Annotated in this window: 16 protein-coding genes and 1 tRNA gene; 3 read left to right on the top strand and 14 right to left on the bottom strand. The window is 49.8% G+C overall.

Features of this window, described 5'->3' with window-relative positions; all coding sequences use genetic code 11:
- Window positions 1-1350: an amidohydrolase gene (locus AJ81_RS01955; RefSeq protein WP_031503592.1), complete on the top strand. Its 1350-nt coding sequence runs from the start codon at window positions 1-3 to the stop codon at window positions 1348-1350.
- A gap of 2 nt (window positions 1351-1352) precedes the next feature.
- On the opposite strand, the gene AJ81_RS01960 is transcribed toward AJ81_RS01955, so the two are convergent.
- From AJ81_RS01960 to AJ81_RS02005, 10 genes are all read right to left on the bottom strand, one after another.
- A tRNA-Thr gene (locus AJ81_RS01960) sits at window positions 1353-1429 on the bottom strand.
- Between the two features lie 59 nt (window positions 1430-1488).
- Window positions 1489-3933, bottom strand: coding sequence for a helix-hairpin-helix domain-containing protein (locus AJ81_RS01965; RefSeq protein ID WP_231845405.1), 2445 nt, complete (start codon window positions 3931-3933; stop codon window positions 1489-1491).
- Window positions 3934-4016: 83 nt separating this feature from the next.
- Entirely contained in the window at window positions 4017-4934 is a 918-nt protein-coding gene (locus tag AJ81_RS01970) for an RluA family pseudouridine synthase (RefSeq protein WP_031503597.1), read from the bottom strand.
- A complete protein-coding gene (gene lspA, locus AJ81_RS01975; RefSeq protein WP_038059655.1) occupies window positions 4909-5352 on the bottom strand; it encodes a signal peptidase II in 444 nt (147 codons plus the stop codon). Before lspA ends, AJ81_RS01970 begins: the two co-directional genes overlap by 26 nt.
- Window positions 5353-6168 carry a CheR family methyltransferase gene (locus AJ81_RS01980; RefSeq protein ID WP_031503599.1) on the bottom strand — a complete coding sequence of 272 codons (816 nt, stop codon included), beginning with the start codon at window positions 6166-6168 and terminating at the stop codon, window positions 5353-5355. It lies immediately after the preceding gene.
- On the bottom strand, window positions 6137-6898 hold the full coding sequence (locus AJ81_RS01985; RefSeq protein ID WP_031503601.1) for a hypothetical protein: 762 nt from the start codon (window positions 6896-6898) through the stop codon (window positions 6137-6139). Before AJ81_RS01985 ends, AJ81_RS01980 begins: the two co-directional genes overlap by 32 nt.
- Window positions 6895-7656 (bottom strand): YebC/PmpR family DNA-binding transcriptional regulator, encoded by a 762-nt coding sequence (locus tag AJ81_RS01990; RefSeq protein WP_031503603.1) that lies wholly within the window; start codon window positions 7654-7656, stop codon window positions 6895-6897. Before AJ81_RS01990 ends, AJ81_RS01985 begins: the two co-directional genes overlap by 4 nt.
- Window positions 7657-7692: 36 nt before the next feature.
- A complete protein-coding gene (locus AJ81_RS01995) occupies window positions 7693-9039 on the bottom strand; it encodes a SpoIIE family protein phosphatase (RefSeq protein WP_031503604.1) in 1347 nt (448 codons plus the stop codon).
- The gene (locus tag AJ81_RS02000) at window positions 9029-9403 is read right to left on the bottom strand and encodes a response regulator transcription factor (protein WP_031503605.1); all 375 of its coding nucleotides are present in this window, start codon (window positions 9401-9403) and stop codon (window positions 9029-9031) included. The genes AJ81_RS01995 and AJ81_RS02000 overlap by 11 nt, the downstream gene beginning before the upstream one ends.
- Window positions 9385-10038, bottom strand: coding sequence for a TIGR03936 family radical SAM-associated protein (locus AJ81_RS02005; RefSeq protein ID WP_248691110.1), 654 nt, complete (start codon window positions 10036-10038; stop codon window positions 9385-9387). The genes AJ81_RS02000 and AJ81_RS02005 overlap by 19 nt, the downstream gene beginning before the upstream one ends.
- A 46-nt stretch (window positions 10039-10084) precedes the next feature.
- Here AJ81_RS02005 and AJ81_RS02010 point away from each other — a divergent pair, with 46 nt between their 5' ends.
- Complete coding sequence (locus AJ81_RS02010; protein WP_031503608.1) at window positions 10085-11581, top strand: HD domain-containing protein; 1497 nt, start codon at window positions 10085-10087, stop codon at window positions 11579-11581.
- Window position 11582: 1 nt separating this feature from the next.
- Here AJ81_RS02010 and AJ81_RS02015 read toward each other — a convergent pair whose 3' ends face one another.
- The 4 genes from AJ81_RS02015 to AJ81_RS02030 are packed head-to-tail and all read right to left on the bottom strand — an operon-like array spanning window position 11583 to window position 14923.
- Window positions 11583-12455 (bottom strand): DUF1385 domain-containing protein, encoded by an 873-nt coding sequence (locus AJ81_RS02015; protein ID WP_031503610.1) that lies wholly within the window; start codon window positions 12453-12455, stop codon window positions 11583-11585.
- 12 nt (window positions 12456-12467) lie between these two features.
- Window positions 12468-13763: a sensor histidine kinase gene (locus AJ81_RS02020; RefSeq protein WP_031503612.1), complete on the bottom strand. Its 1296-nt coding sequence runs from the start codon at window positions 13761-13763 to the stop codon at window positions 12468-12470.
- Window positions 13747-14391 carry a response regulator transcription factor gene (locus AJ81_RS02025; RefSeq protein ID WP_031503613.1) on the bottom strand — a complete coding sequence of 215 codons (645 nt, stop codon included), beginning with the start codon at window positions 14389-14391 and terminating at the stop codon, window positions 13747-13749. Before AJ81_RS02025 ends, AJ81_RS02020 begins: the two co-directional genes overlap by 17 nt.
- Window positions 14381-14923, bottom strand: coding sequence for a lytic transglycosylase domain-containing protein (locus AJ81_RS02030; protein WP_031503615.1), 543 nt, complete (start codon window positions 14921-14923; stop codon window positions 14381-14383). Before AJ81_RS02030 ends, AJ81_RS02025 begins: the two co-directional genes overlap by 11 nt.
- Window positions 14924-14971: 48 nt before the next feature.
- On the opposite strand from AJ81_RS02030, the gene dnaX reads away from it, so the two are divergent.
- Entirely contained in the window at window positions 14972-16381 is a 1410-nt protein-coding gene (dnaX, locus tag AJ81_RS02035; protein ID WP_031503617.1) for a DNA polymerase III subunit gamma/tau, read from the top strand.

Raw genomic sequence — 16381 nt, forward strand, 5'->3', positions numbered from 1 at the left:
ATGACTTTGAAGAACTGTCTGGTGTACCGAGACGGAAACTTCGTCAAAATGGACCTCAACGTCGAGAAAGGTATTTTTGTCGATAATCCTTCGGAACCACTGATCGATGCAACTGGTTATTATGTCATGCCCGGTTTTGTGGATTCACACGCGCACGTGATAGGCACAGGACACAAGTACGGCCATGTGAATCTGGAGAACGTCGGCTCGATCGAAGAACTTTTGCAAATACTTCAGGCAGAAGACCACGGTGTGATCATCGGTAGGGGATGGAGTGAAGAAAAACTTGGAACGAGACCTACCAGGCAGCTGCTCGACCTGTTGGAGAAGCCTGTTCTTCTCATCAGAAGGTGCGGGCATGTCGCGGTTGCGAATAGATCCCTCATGGAGTTGACTGGACGATGGAGGGAAGATGGAGTCTTTAAGGAACAGGATCTGGAGCAGTTGAGGAAGGATCTGCCATCGCGGGAAGATGAGAAGTTTTTCAAGATCGGGCAAGAACATTTCTTGATGCACGGGGTGACTTTCGTCCATTCCGACGATCTGCACGGTTTGAGCTGGGAGAATCTAAAGGAGATCTTGAAAGACTCCAAGATGAGAGTCTTCGAGAAGGTGTATTTTCCATCTTTGAGTGACCTTGAGAAATTCGACGATTTCGGTCAGATCTCCGACCGTGTCATCGTGAAAGCCGTGAAACTGTTCGCGGATGGATCTGTTGGAGGAAGAACGGCCTGGCTCAGCGTTCCATACGCAGACGATCCGTCGAACTTTGGAACGAAGCTGATTGACGAAGAGGAGCTCGAGAAATTCGCAATCCTTTGTGAGAGAAAGAATGTTCAGCTCTGCGTACACGCAATAGGCGACGAAGCGCTTCACATGGTGGGCAAGGTTTTCAGCAGACATCCCAATCACAGGGTCATACACGCACAACTGGTTCGAAACGAAGACTTATCCCTGTTGAGGAAAAGCTTCTTTTCGATTCAACCCCACTTCGCCTTTGAAGACCGTCACCTTATCGAATCGGTGTTGCCTAAAAACTTGAAAGCCCTGCGTTATCCATTTCTGATGCTCTTCCAGCAGGGATTCAAGATCGCGTTCTCCACCGACGCACCGGTTTCTCCAGAGGATCCGAAGTACGTTATCGAGTGTGCGATGAAACTGGGCTTCACAAAACAGCAGGCAATAGAGCTGTACACAGTTGCTGGTGCACGAATGGCAGGTTTGAACAACCTCGGCGAAATAAAGTCTGGTTTTCTCGCAGATTTTTGCCTCTACGAAAAAAACCCTCTCGATCTGGATGAAGACCCAGTGGCGGTGTACGTGGCGGGAGAACTGGTGTACGAGAAATAAAATGGAGCAGGCGGTGGGACTCGAACCCACACCCTCCGCCTTACCAAGGCGGCGCTCCACCGCTTGAAGCTACGCCTGCACCGTCTCAAGTATATCAAAAAGTTCCGAAGGGTGCAAGTGTGTTCGAAACTCGTGCGTTCATATGAATTCGATCCTGTACCAATCCACGAGCGGTCTGAGGCCAAAAAGGGTGATCTTTTTGCCACACAGAACCGTTTCCACACACTCGAGTTCCGAAGCTCTCTCGACGTCTCGTTCGTCGAAACAATTTTCAATCTTGTACACGACGCGCTGAACCTCGTCCAACTTTTTATGTTGAACGATCCGTCCGTCGGGAGCGAGTATCAGCGCGTAGTACCCATCAGGAAGGCGATCCTTCAAACGCGCAATCGTGTACCCATCGCTCGCGAAATTTTTTGAAATTCTTACCGCGACAGGTAAGATGCGAGATGAAGCGAACACCTCGGCGAGCGGTGCAAACTTTTTTTCGTTTTCGAACGCGAACGGTGTGAGAGCAAAGCCGAAGGCTCTTTCTTCAAGTTCCGCAAGATCCACTTCGTCGTAAGAGAGTTTCTGCTTCCTTTCGGTTTGCTTGCCGAAGACTTTGGCGGCAACCAAGCTCAATTCTGGGTCGTGGCCCTTCTGAAACGCTTCAAAGTCTTCCAAGGCGGCCGACCTGCTCCCATAGAGTTCGTCAAAAGCTCCCGCCCAAACGAGTCTTTGGATCGTCGAAGTGGGCAGTCTGGTCCTCTCGGCGAAATCCTTCAAATTGGAAAAGGGAGCCAGCTCTCGACAGATGCGGGCGGAGGATTCACCGATACCACCGACGGCTTCCAAAGGTAAGCGGAAAATTCTATCCTCAGAACCTCCAAAGTTCACGTTTGGTGGAAGCACTTCATAGCCTAACGAACGAAGCTCCTGCACCGCGAGGAAGACCTTGAACTGTTCCGACGAATGCTCTCGCACGTAAACATCGAAGAATTCCCTGGGCCAATGAGCTTTCAAATACGCCAGTTCGTAACTCAGGTGAGAATAGGCCACGCTGTGGGACTTGTTGAAGGCATAACCGGCGAACTTGACGAGAACGTCACACAGTTTTTCCACAAAATCTGGTCTGTAGCCCCTCTTATGGAGCGCATCCCTGAACTTTTGCAGTGCAGGTTCAAGGATCCGCGGGTCCTTTTCGGAAATCGCTTTCCTGAAGAGATCCGCTTCAGCAGCGCTGAAGCCTGCTGTCCTCATGGCGAGTCTCATAACCTGTTCCTGGTAGACAATGACACCGTGTGTTTCGGGGAACATGTCTTCTTCGGCTCGCTGACAGCCTCGCTTTCGTTCAGCATAAGTCTTTTCCAACTTGGCAGCGAGCGGACCAGGTCTGTTGAGAGCAAGCAGAACGGAAAGCTCCTCCAGATTGCTTGGTCTTATTAACCTGCACAGGTTCCTCGCCGTTTCCGATTCGAGTTGAAAAATTCCACACGTGTTTCCACGTCCCAGAAGTTCAAAAGTTGCCCCATCGTTGAAAGGCATCGTTTTCACATTCACGCGCTTTCGTATTTTGTCAAGAACCGTCAGAGTTCTCAGACCAAGCACATCTATCTTCACCACGCCAATGCACTCGAGAGAATCCATATCGTACTCAATTACGGGTTGATCGGAGGATGGCACGAGCGGCAGATTGAGTGGCTCAGCCGCGAGGACTATTCCTGCCGCGTGAATACTCCTTCTCAAGGGAAGTCCGATGAGAGCTTTGGTCACATTTGAACTCACATCCAATTTCAACCTGCTGACCTCGTTGAAGAGACCCTTCTCAGTCAGTGTCACGAACGTTGAGATCTGGGCAAAATAAGGGAAGGCATCCTTCAACAAACCCAGCAGTTTGTCTCGTTGTTCGTCTGCCACATCGATATCGATGTCGGGCGGTTCTCTGCGTTCTTCGTGCAAGAATCTTTCGAACATCAAATTGTGAGAGATCGGATCGATCGATGTGATGCCAAGAAGGTAGGCTAAAAGACTTCCAACCACACTTCCCCTGCCCGGACCTATCAAGATGCCGTTCTGCGTGGCGATGTCCACGATGCGTTTCACCGTATAGAAGTACGATTCAAAACCGAGTTTCCTCACAACCTCGACCTCGCGCATGAGTCTTGTCTTACGCTCCAGATCGAGCTCTTCGAAAAGCTTGTCGAGCCATCCCTCCGGTGGATTCAGAAGTTTGTGACTGACCTTCAAATCATAGAGGCGTGCCCCCAGAGCCTCCGCGGGATCGAGAAACTTGCCAAAGGGTTCACAGTCTTCGCACGGCTCAGAGCCCACCAAACGGGTCATGAACCGGTGTGCCTCGAATGAAGAACGATCCAGATAGTAGACGAGCCTCACTTCTTTAACGTCTAAAGAATTAAGACGTGGCTCACGATTCTCGTTGTAGGATCTCACCAGCTCTTCGAACTCTTCGCGATCACGTGCATAGAAGATCTTCTGGCCCTTTCGAAGACCATGGATTGGTATCAGACCGTTCTCTTGACATAGCTTGTTGAAACGAACGGCAGCGTGAAAGTTGGTGTCGGCCAGCAGCAAAGACTTCATGCCTCTTTCTTTTGCAAACTCTATCATTTGCCGCAGTCGGATCACCGAACCGTCGAACGAGCAGGGAGACACGAAACAGAAGATCATTTTGACGACACCTCGTGTAGACGTCTCAACGCGGCTTTGAAATCTTCAGGGAGTGGTGCGATGAATCTCATCTGTTCGTTTTTCTTTGGGTGTCTGAACTGTAAGATTGCGGCGTGCAGCATCTGTCTTTCCACGTAAATGGGGTCGGCTCTGCCGTAGAGCCTGTCACCCAATATGGGGTGCTGGATGTATTTGATGTGAACCCTGATCTGGTGCGTCCGACCCGTCTTGGGATACGCGGCAACGAGCGAAGCAAGATCATCGAAACTCTTTAAAACTCTGTAAGAGGTCACGGCGATTCTTCCTTCCGCTGCGACTGTCATCTTCACCCGCAAGGTTGGATGCCTTGCCACCTTGATCTGTATCTCTCCCTCGGTTTCGTTTGGCTTACCTTGTACGATTGCCAAATACATCTTGAACACTTCTCTGTTCTTGAACTGCTGTGAGAGTGACCTGTGAGCAAGATCGTTTTTCGCAACCACCATGACCCCGGAGGTGTCCTTGTCCAGACGATGGACAATACCAGGTCTGAGTTCCCCTCCAATACCTTGCAGGTCCTTACAGTGATAGAGCAGGGCGTTCACGAGTGTACCGCTCGTGTGTGATGGAATCGGATGAACGATCATTCCTGCAGGTTTGTTGACAACGATGATATCGGAATCTTCGTACAGAACGTTCAACTCTAAGGGTTCGGGGAGGATCTCTATCTGCTGGGGTACAGGACGGTCCGGCAACGAGATGATATCGTTGGCTTTGACCCTGTAGCTTGGTTTTTCGAGTCTGTCGTTTACCTTGATCTGTCCGTCCTTAATGAGTTTCTGCAGGAAAGAACGCGAAACAATTTTTGGCAATTTGGAAAGCAGGAAAAGATCGAGCCTCTCTCCAGCCTCATTCCTGTTCACCTTTATTGTCAAGAGGCTGCTCACCTCTCAAAAGACTCACAAGAACGAGTATCCCCCCGATGGTGATGAAAAGGTCCGCCACGTTGAAGACGGCCGGAAAGTATCTCAGGTTTATGAAATCTACGACGTATCCGAGCCTGAATCTGTCTATCACGTTTCCAATGGCACCACCCACGATCATCTGAAGACCTGCTTTCGTCAGCGTTGAACATTTCACAAACTTTGGGACAAGAGCGAGAAAGAGCGTTGCGAAGAAAGTGACCCAAACGATCCAGCCAGATCTTGCGAACATTCCGAAGGCTATGCCAGTATTCTTCGTGTAAGTGAACCACAAGATTCCTGGAACGACGAAGGTCGGAATGGTCAAGAATCTCTCGATCAACATCTTGCTGAGCTGATCCATCAACACGACGAAAGTGACCCAGAACATTCACGTCACCCTTCGGTAGAAGAACGGGCTCACGATCTTCAGACCCAGCTCGGCATGATTGAAGATGCGCTCGGTGCTCCCAACGAACAGCAGTCCTCCAAGCCTCAAAGCTTTGGCAAAATTCTGATACAGCTGCGCTTTCGCGTTCTCCTCGAAATAGATGACGACGTTCCTGCACACGATGAGATCCAGACCCTGCGGGAAAGGATCCTGCAACATGTTGTGCTTCTGAAACGTCACGCGTTTCTTCACAACATCTTTGACCTTGTACATGCCATCGACGATCTCAAAGTAACGGTCGACGTACGCTTTCGGTGTGCTTATCATCGAACGCGATTCGTAAACTCCGTTCTTAGCTTCCTGAAGGGCTTTGTCGTCTATATCCGTCGCAAGAACGTACGCCCCGGCAGGCGCCTTCAGCTCTTCAAGAAGTATGGCGAGTGAGTAAGGCTCTTCTCCACTCGCGCAACCTGCGCTCCATGCCTTGAACCTCGATCTGGAAAAAGAGAGAAGTTCCGGAAGGTATTTGTCTCTGAGCTCCCACCACTTTTCTGGATTTCTGAAAAACTCTGTGACGTTTATCGTGATCTTATCGAGGAACTCTTCCTTCGCGGAACTGTTCGTCAACAGCAAGCGTAGATATTCTTGATAGGAGGACAGTCTGTACTTCCTTATCAGTATCTCGATTCGGCGTTTCATGCGGTGTGGCTTGTATCCACTCAGATCGAGCCCGAAGTGCCTGTGTACCTCTTTAACGAACCATTGAAAATCTTCGATCGGTAGTTCACCAGACGATTGGGAAAGAAAATCCTGCATACCACCGCTCCTTCTGAAGTTTCATCACTAAGGCGAGTTCGCCGAATTTCAACCTCGCTTCCACACCATTTGTACCTATCAGGAACCATTCTTCTTTCCCAAACCAGCCCATGGAGACAGAGAAGGTTTCATCCAGGTATTGCCCAACAAGATAAACGTTCTTTCTCTCTACTGCGAATCGAAAACCGCTTTCCGGTATGTAGAAGAACATGAACGGATCCACCAGTACACTGAAACCGTAACCACGACTCGAAGTGAAACCGCCGAGTTCGATTGAACCGATCGGGAAATTCAAACCCACATGGTGTTGCCCAGTAGAGTCTATGCACGCGTTGAAAAATGAAGTCTTGAAGAACAGTGCATTCTCCGGGCCAACCACCGCACCGAGGCTTCCGTTGAAAGCCCAGCCTACCAAGGAACGTTCATGAAAATCGATGTTCGCAAAACTCGTCTGCACCAAATGTGGCGCGTTAAAACGTACGCCTCCCGGGTCGAGGTCAACGTTGAGGTATTTCAAACTCTCAAGAGGAGAAACGATGGGACTGAACCATCCTCCCGCCAGTTTCAAACCAAATGGGAAATCAAGAAGAGCCTCGACGCGCCAGAACTCGACGTGCGGAACTATTCTCATCCCGAAATACGCGTCGCTGCCCAAGGTATAATCAAAATTGACTGTCGATGCGACACCAACAAACGCGAAGATCAAGAGCGAAGCGAGGCAAAATCTCATTGCCCGAGCTGTGCCAAGAGGGCCTCCATCTCGGCGTCGTCCATCTCGAAGTTGGAGAAAACTTCCTGCACGTCGTCCATGTCTTCCAGAGCGTTCAGGAGCGTCAGCAGCCTTTCGGCGTCCTTCCCGGTGACCCGCACCGTGTTCTTCGGAACGTAACCGATGGTTGCTTCGACCTTGTAACCGCTTGCTTCGAGCGTGTCCTTGACTTTCATCACATCTTCGGGGCTCGTCAAAATCCTGATCGGATCTTCCTCGTCTTTTATGTCCTCCGCACCTGCGTCGATGGCCATCATCATGAGTTCCTCAACGTTTGCAACCTGTTCTCTCGGTACCTGGATTATGCCTTTTCTCTCGAAGACCCATCCTACGGCTCCTGGTTCCGCGAGGCTGCCACCGTGCCTGCTCAGAATGTGTCTGAGTTCCTGAGCTGTTCTGTTCTTGTTGTCCGTCAACGCACGAATGTACAGTGCCACTCCACCTGGCGCGTAAGCTTCGTAAATGATCTCCTGAAATTCGGCGCCCTCTATTTCTCCCGTTCCACGTTTGATGGCTCGTTCGATGTTCTCTTTCGGCATGCTCGCCTCTTTCGCCCTCTCGATCGCAGCCCTGAGACGTGGATTGGTGTCGGGATTTCCACCACCTTCACGAGCCGCAACGATCAGCTCACGTATGAGTTTCGTGAAGAGCTGTGATCTCTTCGCATCCTGGGCCATTTTCCTGTGCTTTATGTTTGCCCATTTGTTGTGACCAGACATGTTCCAACCTCCCGTTTTCAAAAGTTCAGTTTCATCTTATCCAAAATATTTTACCACTACCAACGTGGAATCATCATGCTGTGGTGCGTCGCCACAGAAAAACCTCAACTCGTCCTGAATTTCTTTCATCACCGCGTCGGCACTCTTGTTCCAGCATTTCTTTACAGTTTTCACAAGCCTTTCGAAACCGAACTCTTCCCCAGCCTGGTTCCGTGCTTCCGTGACGCCATCGGTGTAGATCACGAGTGTGTCCAATGGATCCAGCTTCAGCACGGTCTCCTCGTAATTGACATCCTTCATAATTCCCATGGGAAGCGTGCGAGCTTCCAGCAGATCGATTTGTCCGTTGCGCACGTGTACAATGGGATTATGCCCCGCATTTATGATGTGTGCCTCACCGTTCTCATGAAGACACATCAGAACAATGGTCACAAACCTGTCCTCTTCAAGATCTTCACACAAAACGCTGTTCAGTTCTTCGGCCAGGCGCGAGAGTCCAAAAGCGTTCTTCACAAGTGCTCTCAACGTACTTCTCAGGGACGTCATGAGCAGAGCTGCGGGAATACCCTTGCCAGACACGTCGGCAACCGTCACAAGCACACACTGTCCTATCAATATTGCGTCGTAATAATCTCCACCGACCTGTATGGCGGGAACCATCTGTGCTGCGATTTCGAAGTGATGGCTTCGAGGCAAACGCTTTGGTAACAGGCTTGTCTGGATACGTTTGGCAATTTCCAGTTGTTCCCGGATTCTCTGCCTCTCAATCTCTCTTCGCAATCGTGTGTATCTCTCGCACGTTGCGGCCATCTGGAAAGCCACGGCCTCCAGTATCTTTCTGTCAGCCGCGGTGAAAATACCATCTTCCTTTTCGATCAACGTTATGCGTCCCCATTCGGTTCCACCACTTCTGACGGGAACAGAGAGCAAGTTTTTCAGTTCCATCCCATGCTCGGGTTCTATGAGCACAACACCTTCAAAGTCCTTGAGTAAATGCTTCGCCTGGGCGATCAAATTTTGCCGGTCGAAGCTTTTCTCGTATTCCAGGACGTTACCCAGTATAGTAAGTTCTATCATGATTGCTTTGAACGCCACCGTTTGTCTCAACGTCTGCGTCAAAGGCTCAAAGATTTCCGATGGATCAACGACGTTCGCAAACATACTGTTCAGTTCGAAGAGCGTCGCTATTTCTTGGTAGGTCCTCGACAACTCTTCCAGATGGTCCTGCAGAAGTTTCGTGTATTCTTCGCGAAGCTGGTCCATCTGCTTCAAAACTTGCTCCAGAAAGCCGAACATTTCTTTCTTGCTCAGTATCCTGTCATCCGACGCCATTTTTGCAAGACGGTTCAGTTTCTCGTACAGCGCTTCAAAGTTATCCACCACGCTGGGTCACTCTCCGCACTTCTTCGAGGAGCTTCAAAGGACTGAACGGTTTGGTGAGAAATCCGTTAGCCCCACTCTGCAGAGCCATCTTCGCATCGTTTTCTCCACCTTTGGCGGTCAATATGATCACGGGTACGTTTGAAAGTTCAGGATCGGCACGCATACGTTTTAGCACCTCGAAACCGTTCAGATGAGGCATCATAACGTCGAGGATCACCAGATCCGGCCTGTTCGATTTCATCTTTTCCAAACCTTCTAAACCGTCTCGTGCCTCTTCAACAACGTAACCTTCCTTGGTCAAGTTGAAACTGACGATCTTTCTCAAGACATCAGAATCGTCGACGACTAACACTCGACAGCCCAAGATTTCGCCCCCAGAACTTCGCTCAATTGACTTTCACCGCAGATCGCTTCCAGTCTCTGCACGAGCACCAAAGGGCATTCCTTCACAAGGATCGGTTGGTACAGGTGCCTCGCCCTGACAAGGTTCTCTCTGTTTTGATAATACACTACGATAAAGAATTTGCCAACTTTTTCAAAGTGAACATGTTTGAAAAAGTCCTCCAATTTGCCGGATTTGTTCTTCTCAAGAATGGAAATTTGTCTCTGTGGATCAAACCGGGAAGGATCGACGCAGTCTTCCAGTAAGAGCACTCTGAAGAGATAGCCGTTCACGATTCTGTTCACGTCCAAATCTGTCCACCAGAGTTGGACTGGTTCCAAACCTTTGACTGCGGTTCGCCTGAGCCGATCCAACAGGTTCTCATCGTATCTCTGCAAGTGGACCGTCACGTAGAGTGCCAGATTGAAAACACCGGTTGGTGTGGGATCAAGAAACGAAACCTTAGGTTTCTTGTGGAAACCCCGGCTGAACTCGAGTGGTGCTTCAGCCCTTCTCAGATTCCTTTCTATGGCGTTTGCCGTTTCTATGGCTGACAGGAAACGAAGCAGGCCAGTCTTTTTGTATCTCACAACGGCACGCATTCTCATCACGTCCATGACAAAATCTTGTCCGCTCGATTATACTATGCTTGGAGGCGAAAACTTGTACCACAAGGTTTCGAGAGATCCCATACATTCGGAAATATTTCTTTATCCTCTTGAGATACTCGCGATCGATACCAGACCTGTACAGAGGTTGAGGCAACTTTCTCAGCTTGCGGGTGCAGAATGGGTCTATCCTGGGGCGAGCCACACTCGTTTTGCACACTCGCTCGGTGTCATGCACATTGCAGGTCTTTATGCGGAAAGGTTGTTCCAAGAGCATTCCAGACGGCGAATCGTACGGCTCGCAGGTTTACTACACGACGTGGGGCATGGACCATTCAGCCACCAGTTTGACGACGTAGTTTACAGGCGGATGGGTTTGCAGGATGGTCACGATGGACACAGAGAAAGGATCTTGCTTGAACTGATGCCAAAAGAGATGTTCAGAGCCTATGAAAAGATGTCTGACCCCGGGAAAAAAGAAGCAATACGAAAAGATCTGAAACAAACGATTGGCACTGAGGACGTCTCCATCGAGAGTTTAACACATCTTATGCAAGAAGTGAACAACGTCTTCAAGGGTGAAGAGTCAGGAAGCGCAGAGTACAACGTTGTTCAGGGGCCACTCGGTGCGGACAGACTGGATTTTCTGTTGCGGGACGCCTATTACAGTGGGACCACCCATTTCGGTGTCGGAGCCGTCGATCGGATCATCAGAAATGCTTACCTTAAGATGAAGGATTCAAAAACCATCCTGTGTTACCACGTGAAGGTACTCGACCAGATCTACACCAGTCTGTTTGGCAGGTTCATGATGTACAAGAACGTCTACTTCCACAAAACTTCCAGGGCTGTCGATCTCATGATACAGGAAATACTCTCGCTGGTTTACAAACCCCTAACGTTGCCAGAGAGGGTGAACGAGTTGGAGAAGTTCCTCGACCTGACCGATCAATCCCTGCTCGCTGAGGTGAAGCTCGAAGCCAGGAAAATCCTCGAAAAGCACAAGGTCGACAGCGAGGCTGAGATCGAGATTGCGGATCTGAGCGATGACGAATACAACCTCATTGAAGCGTACAGAATCCTGCGCAGACTTGAAACCAGAGATTTGTGGAAAGTGATAGTGGAGATCGCCTTTACAGCAGAAGGTGCGGATCCCTACGTGCTGAGTGTTGGAATAGTGGCAGACACCTTGCAGAAGATCAGGCTGAGACTGGAAAAACTCGTCGATTCGAAAGACGTTCCAGACGAGGATCGAAAAATCATGAGACGACTTCTCGATGATTTCGAGGTCGTGTTCAAGTCAGACACTCCCTACAAGCTTTCACTGGTGCACCCGCAGGAGTTTGTGAACAGCAACGTGTTCCTTTACGATCCGCAGACGGACACCATTATCACGTTGGAAGACTACGTTAAGAGCTATCCGGCCTATCGGCTTTTGGCGAGCAATCTTGTCCAGATCGTAAGAATCTACGTCACTGAAGACGTGAGAGAGTTGCTCACCCGATACAACGTCATACCGAGTGCGAAACTTCAACTCACCACTCGCTGGTGAATCAACCGAAGTAGTCGGGACCTTCTTCCTTGGATGAGTCGGGTAACACTCTTTTCAGTGCAGCGATGGCCACCTCGAGCTGCGAATCGTCTGGCTGAGCCGTCGTGAGTTTTTGAAAGAACAATCCAGGATAGAACAGAATCCTGAGCAAAGTTGGATTCTTCGAGGATACTCTGAGTAATTCGTAAGCGAAACCTGCTGTGAGCGGAAGAAGCACGAGCCTGCTGACCAGTCTCCAAACGAAACTCTTTGAGGCGATCGGGCTTGCGAGAGAGAGCACCACGACCGAGAAGATCAAGAATATCATGATGAAACTCGTGCCGCAACGTGGATGGATCGTGCCGTACTTCTTGACGTTCTCCAGCTCCAGCTGTTCAGAGTTTTCGTAAGCGTTGATCACCATATGCTCCGCGCCATGGTACTGAAAGAGTCTCTTTACGTCTGGAAAGAACGATATGATCCAGACGTACAGAACGAAAAATGTCAATCTCAGAGCCCCCTCAACGACGGCAAAGAGAACTTCGTTCTTTCTCAAAGCATCGAACAATCCCGTGATCCACATGGGTAGCAGTACAAACAGTCCTATCGCCAAACCAAAAGCGAAGAGAGTGGTCCATAAGAGCTCCGACTTCTTAACACTCTCACCACTGCTGATCTCTGCAGATCTGTTCAAGGCTTTGATACCGAAGTACAAAGAATAGTACAGGCTCACGAAACCTCTCAGGAAAGGAACTCTGAAAAGCTTCTTCGTCGCCACAGAACCTTGTGAAAGATCCTCAAGGACGATCTCACCGTCTTTGTTCCTGACTGCCATTGACACCCTGCTTCCAAGCATCAACACACCCTCGATGACTGCCTGCCCTCCAACTTTCACATCGCTACCTCCTCAACATTTTGGAAGTTTCACGATGAACTCACTGCCCTTGCCCACTTCGCTCACCACTTCTATGGTGCCACCGATGGCCCTGACGAGTTTGTCCGCAAGTGCGAGTCCCAGTCCATAACCCGGTGTTGAGCGCGATCGATCAGATTTGTAGAATTTCTGAAAAATTTTCTTCTTTTCAGAGTCCTCTATGCCGATTCCGAAATCTTTGACGCTGATCCATCCGTCTCCGCAGCGCAGTATGATCCTTTTATCGTTTGTGGAGAATTTCACCGCGTTTTCCACCAACGCTTTCAGAACGATCCGCAGCGCCCTCGTATCACTACAACCTTCACCTTCGCCCTCGACTTCGAACGTGAAATCTCTGAACTGTCTGGAAAATTCTTCAGCCTCTTCGTGAAGGAATTTGCGCAGGTCCAGCCTCACGAGTTCCACCTTCGAGACTGGCCTTGAGAGTGTCAGAAGGTTCTCGGTGAGATCTATGATCTGCTGAACGGTCTCTCTTATGGTTCTCGCCGACTCGGTGACGATCTCGCTGTTCTTTGAGAACTTCTCGATCAGTTCGGCATAACCTTGAATGCTCGTCAAAGGTGTCCTCAACTCGTGAGAAACGTCGTTCACGAAGTCGTTCTGCATCTCGAAACCAAGCTGAAGTCTGTTCAGCATGTCGTTGATCGTTTTGGCAAGATTGGAAACTTCGTCCTCTGTGCCCGGATCGTAGACGCGCCTGCTCAGATCCGATGCGCTTATGTTTCTCAGCTCTTCGGTGATCCTTTTCATTGGGGCGAGCGATCTGTTCACAAAATAGTGCCCCAGCAAGAAAGAAGCCAGAGAGAAAATGGCCCACAGGATCAAGAACATGCGTGAAAGAAGCTTAAGAAAGTCACCCATTCCTCCCGCAGGTGAGAGCAGGAACAACTCACTCTGCCCAGCGAACGTCTGAACCGAGAGTTTCACAACGAGATACTCATCGTTACCCAACTTGATGTACGAAGGTTTCCTGACTGAGAGAACATGGGAAAGGAACTTCTCGAAACTCTCATGTTGTGTGTCTATCGTACCAAAGATCACCTCACCCGTACTGCTTATGATGGCAATTCCAGCCGGTAAACCCGATCTTGGCGCGTTCCTCATCGGATTGCGCAGATAAGCCGAAACCGCCTGCCTCAAAAGTGCCACGGACCGTGATATGTGCACTTGTTTGGTCACGTTGTAGGTCAGCAACAATCCGAGTCCCAGCACGAGAGAGAAGAGAACCGTCTGGATTACGGTCAGTTTCCATTTAAGTGTCGAGAACATATCCAGCGCCTCGCACGGTCTTCAAAAATTTCGCACTCTCTCCAAGTTTGTCTCTCAGATACTTCACGTACACGTCCACCACGTTACGACTGATGTTGTAGGTGTCTCCCCACACCTTTTCGAGCAGTTCCTCCCTGCTGACCACACTGCCTTTCTTTTCGCAAAACAACTCCAGTATGGCTACTTCTCTATCTGAAAGGCTCACTTCTTTTCCATCAGGAAAACTCAGCTTCCTCATCTTCGGCACGAACATCACATCGCCAATATGAAAGATGTCCTTCTTTCTAACTCTTCTTGCCACACTCTCCACACGTGCGAGTAACTCGTCGAGGTGGAACGGCTTGGGTACGTAATCGTCCGCTCCCTTCTTGAGACCCTTTATCTTGTTTTCGACCTCACCACGCGCGGTGAGCACGACCACTCCAACTTCCTCGTCGATGGACCTGATCTTTTCGAGCACCTCGAACCCATCCATACCAGGCAACATCAAATCCAGGACGACCACCACAGGATCGAAAAGGTGAAACAGCTGCCAACCCTCTTCACCGTCCCTGGCGATCCTGACTTCATAACCATGGCTTTCAAACAGGATCTGCAAAAGTCGTGCTATCTTCGGATCATCCTCCACGATCAGCAAGCGAATGGTTCATCAACTCCCTGTAGCGGTCCACCACTCTGGCAGCGTAACGGCTTTTCGAATTGCCACCGTTGTAAGCCTCGAGAGCCTTGAGTACGCTGCCTGAGAATCTTTCAAGCTGGTATTTCAGATAAAGGGTACCAAGCTCCACATTCAGTTTGTGATCCCAGAGCAGTCTACCCCAACCCTCTTCGGGCTCATCAAGGCCGTAGATTCGACACACAAACTCTGCGGTCTCGGGCTTGATCTGCATCAAACCCAGCTCACCATGCATTCCCACCACATTCCTGAACTCACTTTCTACAGCTATGAGTGCAATTATCAACAGACGATCCACACCGTACTTCTCACTGACTTCGAGTATCGTTTCGTAAAGGCTCGCAACGTATACGTCGTCCGTGAGCAATCCATGTTTCGAACGCGTCTCGACCATCAGTTTTGCAAACCAGTCCGGCACCTCGATCGCCAGAACGAAAAATGTCTGCAGCAAGAACAGCGTCGTCAGCCACTTCAAGCTTCTCATTCTTCGCTCATCCTCCGTTTCTGATATAATCTATTGTTGGTGAATCGCATGGAAGCGCTCTATAGGAAGTACAGGCCCAAGAGCTTCTCCCAGGTAATAGACCAGGTTCAAGCTAAGCTGGTTCTCCAGAATGCTATTTTAACCGATCGTGTATCGCACGCGTACATATTCTCTGGTCCGCGCGGAAGCGGGAAAACCACACTTGCAAGGATACTCGCCAAGGCCTTGAACTGTCCAAACAGGAAGGATTTTGAACCCTGTTGCACGTGTGAAAGCTGTATCTCCATAGATAAGGGAAATCACCCCGACGTTATCGAGTTGGACGCAGCATCGAACCGGGGCATAGACGAAATAAGAAGGATTAGAGATGCTGTGATGTTCAAACCCATGATGGGAATGTACAAAGTTTACATAATCGACGAGTTTCACATGCTCACGAGAGAAGCCTTCAACGCGTTGCTCAAAACGCTTGAAGAGCCTCCCGAGCGTGTGGTCTTCGTGCTGGCCACAACCAACTTAGAGAGGGTTCCAGCAACGATAGTATCGCGGTGCCAACTGATAGAATTTCGAAGTTTCAAGGAAAACGATATCTTACAGCAGCTGAAACTCGTTGCATCCAAAGAAAACATACCTGCCGAGGAAGAGGCTCTCAAAATCATCGCCAAGCGTGCATCGGGTGGCATGCGGGACGCGCTGACGATGCTTGAACAGGTTTCAAGTTATGCGCTCAGCGATAGAATCACAGTCGAAACGGTGGAGCGAGCGCTGGGCTTGGCTCCGTCAGGAGCGGTGGAAGAATACCTTCACGCGTTGATGAACGGCGATGCGACGAAGGTTGGAGAGATCGTAGACAGAATGTACGAAGAAGGTTACGACATCGAACAGTTCGTTCAGGTCTGCCTGGAACGAATGGAGGAAGAGATCGCTTCTCATCCATCCACGGAGACGATCTCTCTCGCCAGGGACCTGATGAACCTGGCAAGCGAGATGAGGTTCTTCGAAAACAAACGAATCGCCTGCAAGCTGCTTTCAATCGACATCGCAGCCAGGAGAGGAACAAAGGTGCAGCCGACGCAGTCTGCAAAGGAGCAGGCGAAAAGCATCGAGCCAATTGAACAGAAAGACGAAGCTGTAAAGGTACAATCAGACCTTTCTGACCAGATCGATGTCAGCCCGTTACTGGACTATCTGAGAAATCAGGGCGACATGGCGATGTATGTGGCACTGGTGCAGGCGAACATCACAAAGAAAGATGGTACAGTAGAAGTATCGTTCCTTCCGTCTCAAAGATTTCAATACGAGTATCTCAGAGAAAAACTCTTCGAGCTGGAGTATCTCTTCAAAACTCAGCTCAAGTCTAACGTTACCGTTGAGCTCAAGGTTGACGAAGAACGCGAGAAACAGTTGCTCGAAAAACTTCAGAAGTTGTTCCCAGGTAGAATCAAGATAGAGGAGTGA

It is taken from the genome of Pseudothermotoga hypogea DSM 11164 = NBRC 106472 (assembly GCF_000816145.1).
GTDB lineage: Bacteria > Thermotogota > Thermotogae > Thermotogales > DSM-5069 > Pseudothermotoga_A > Pseudothermotoga_A hypogea.

Bases quoted from the DNA above. Each gene is read 5' to 3' on its own strand.
- AJ81_RS01985 (WP_031503601.1), bottom strand. From the start codon at position 6,898: ATGAGATTTTGCCTCGCTTCGCTCTTGATCTTCGCGTTTGTTGGTGTC.
- AJ81_RS02020 (WP_031503612.1), bottom strand. From the start codon at position 13,763: ATGTTCTCGACACTTAAATGGAAACTGACCGTAATCCAGACGGTTCTC.
- AJ81_RS01980 (WP_031503599.1), bottom strand. From the start codon at position 6,168: ATGCAGGATTTTCTTTCCCAATCGTCTGGTGAACTACCGATCGAAGAT.
- AJ81_RS02005 (WP_248691110.1), bottom strand. From the start codon at position 10,038: ATGGACGTGATGAGAATGCGTGCCGTTGTGAGATACAAAAAGACTGGC.
- AJ81_RS01990 (WP_031503603.1), bottom strand. From the start codon at position 7,656: ATGTCTGGTCACAACAAATGGGCAAACATAAAGCACAGGAAAATGGCC.
- dnaX (WP_031503617.1), top strand. From the start codon at position 14,972: ATGGAAGCGCTCTATAGGAAGTACAGGCCCAAGAGCTTCTCCCAGGTA.
- AJ81_RS01965 (WP_231845405.1), bottom strand. From the start codon at position 3,933: ATGAAGTCTTTGCTGCTGGCCGACACCAACTTTCACGCTGCCGTTCGT.
- AJ81_RS02030 (WP_031503615.1), bottom strand. From the start codon at position 14,923: ATGAGAAGCTTGAAGTGGCTGACGACGCTGTTCTTGCTGCAGACATTT.
- AJ81_RS01955 (WP_031503592.1), top strand. From the start codon at position 1: ATGACTTTGAAGAACTGTCTGGTGTACCGAGACGGAAACTTCGTCAAA.
- lspA (WP_038059655.1), bottom strand. From the start codon at position 5,352: ATGTTCTGGGTCACTTTCGTCGTGTTGATGGATCAGCTCAGCAAGATG.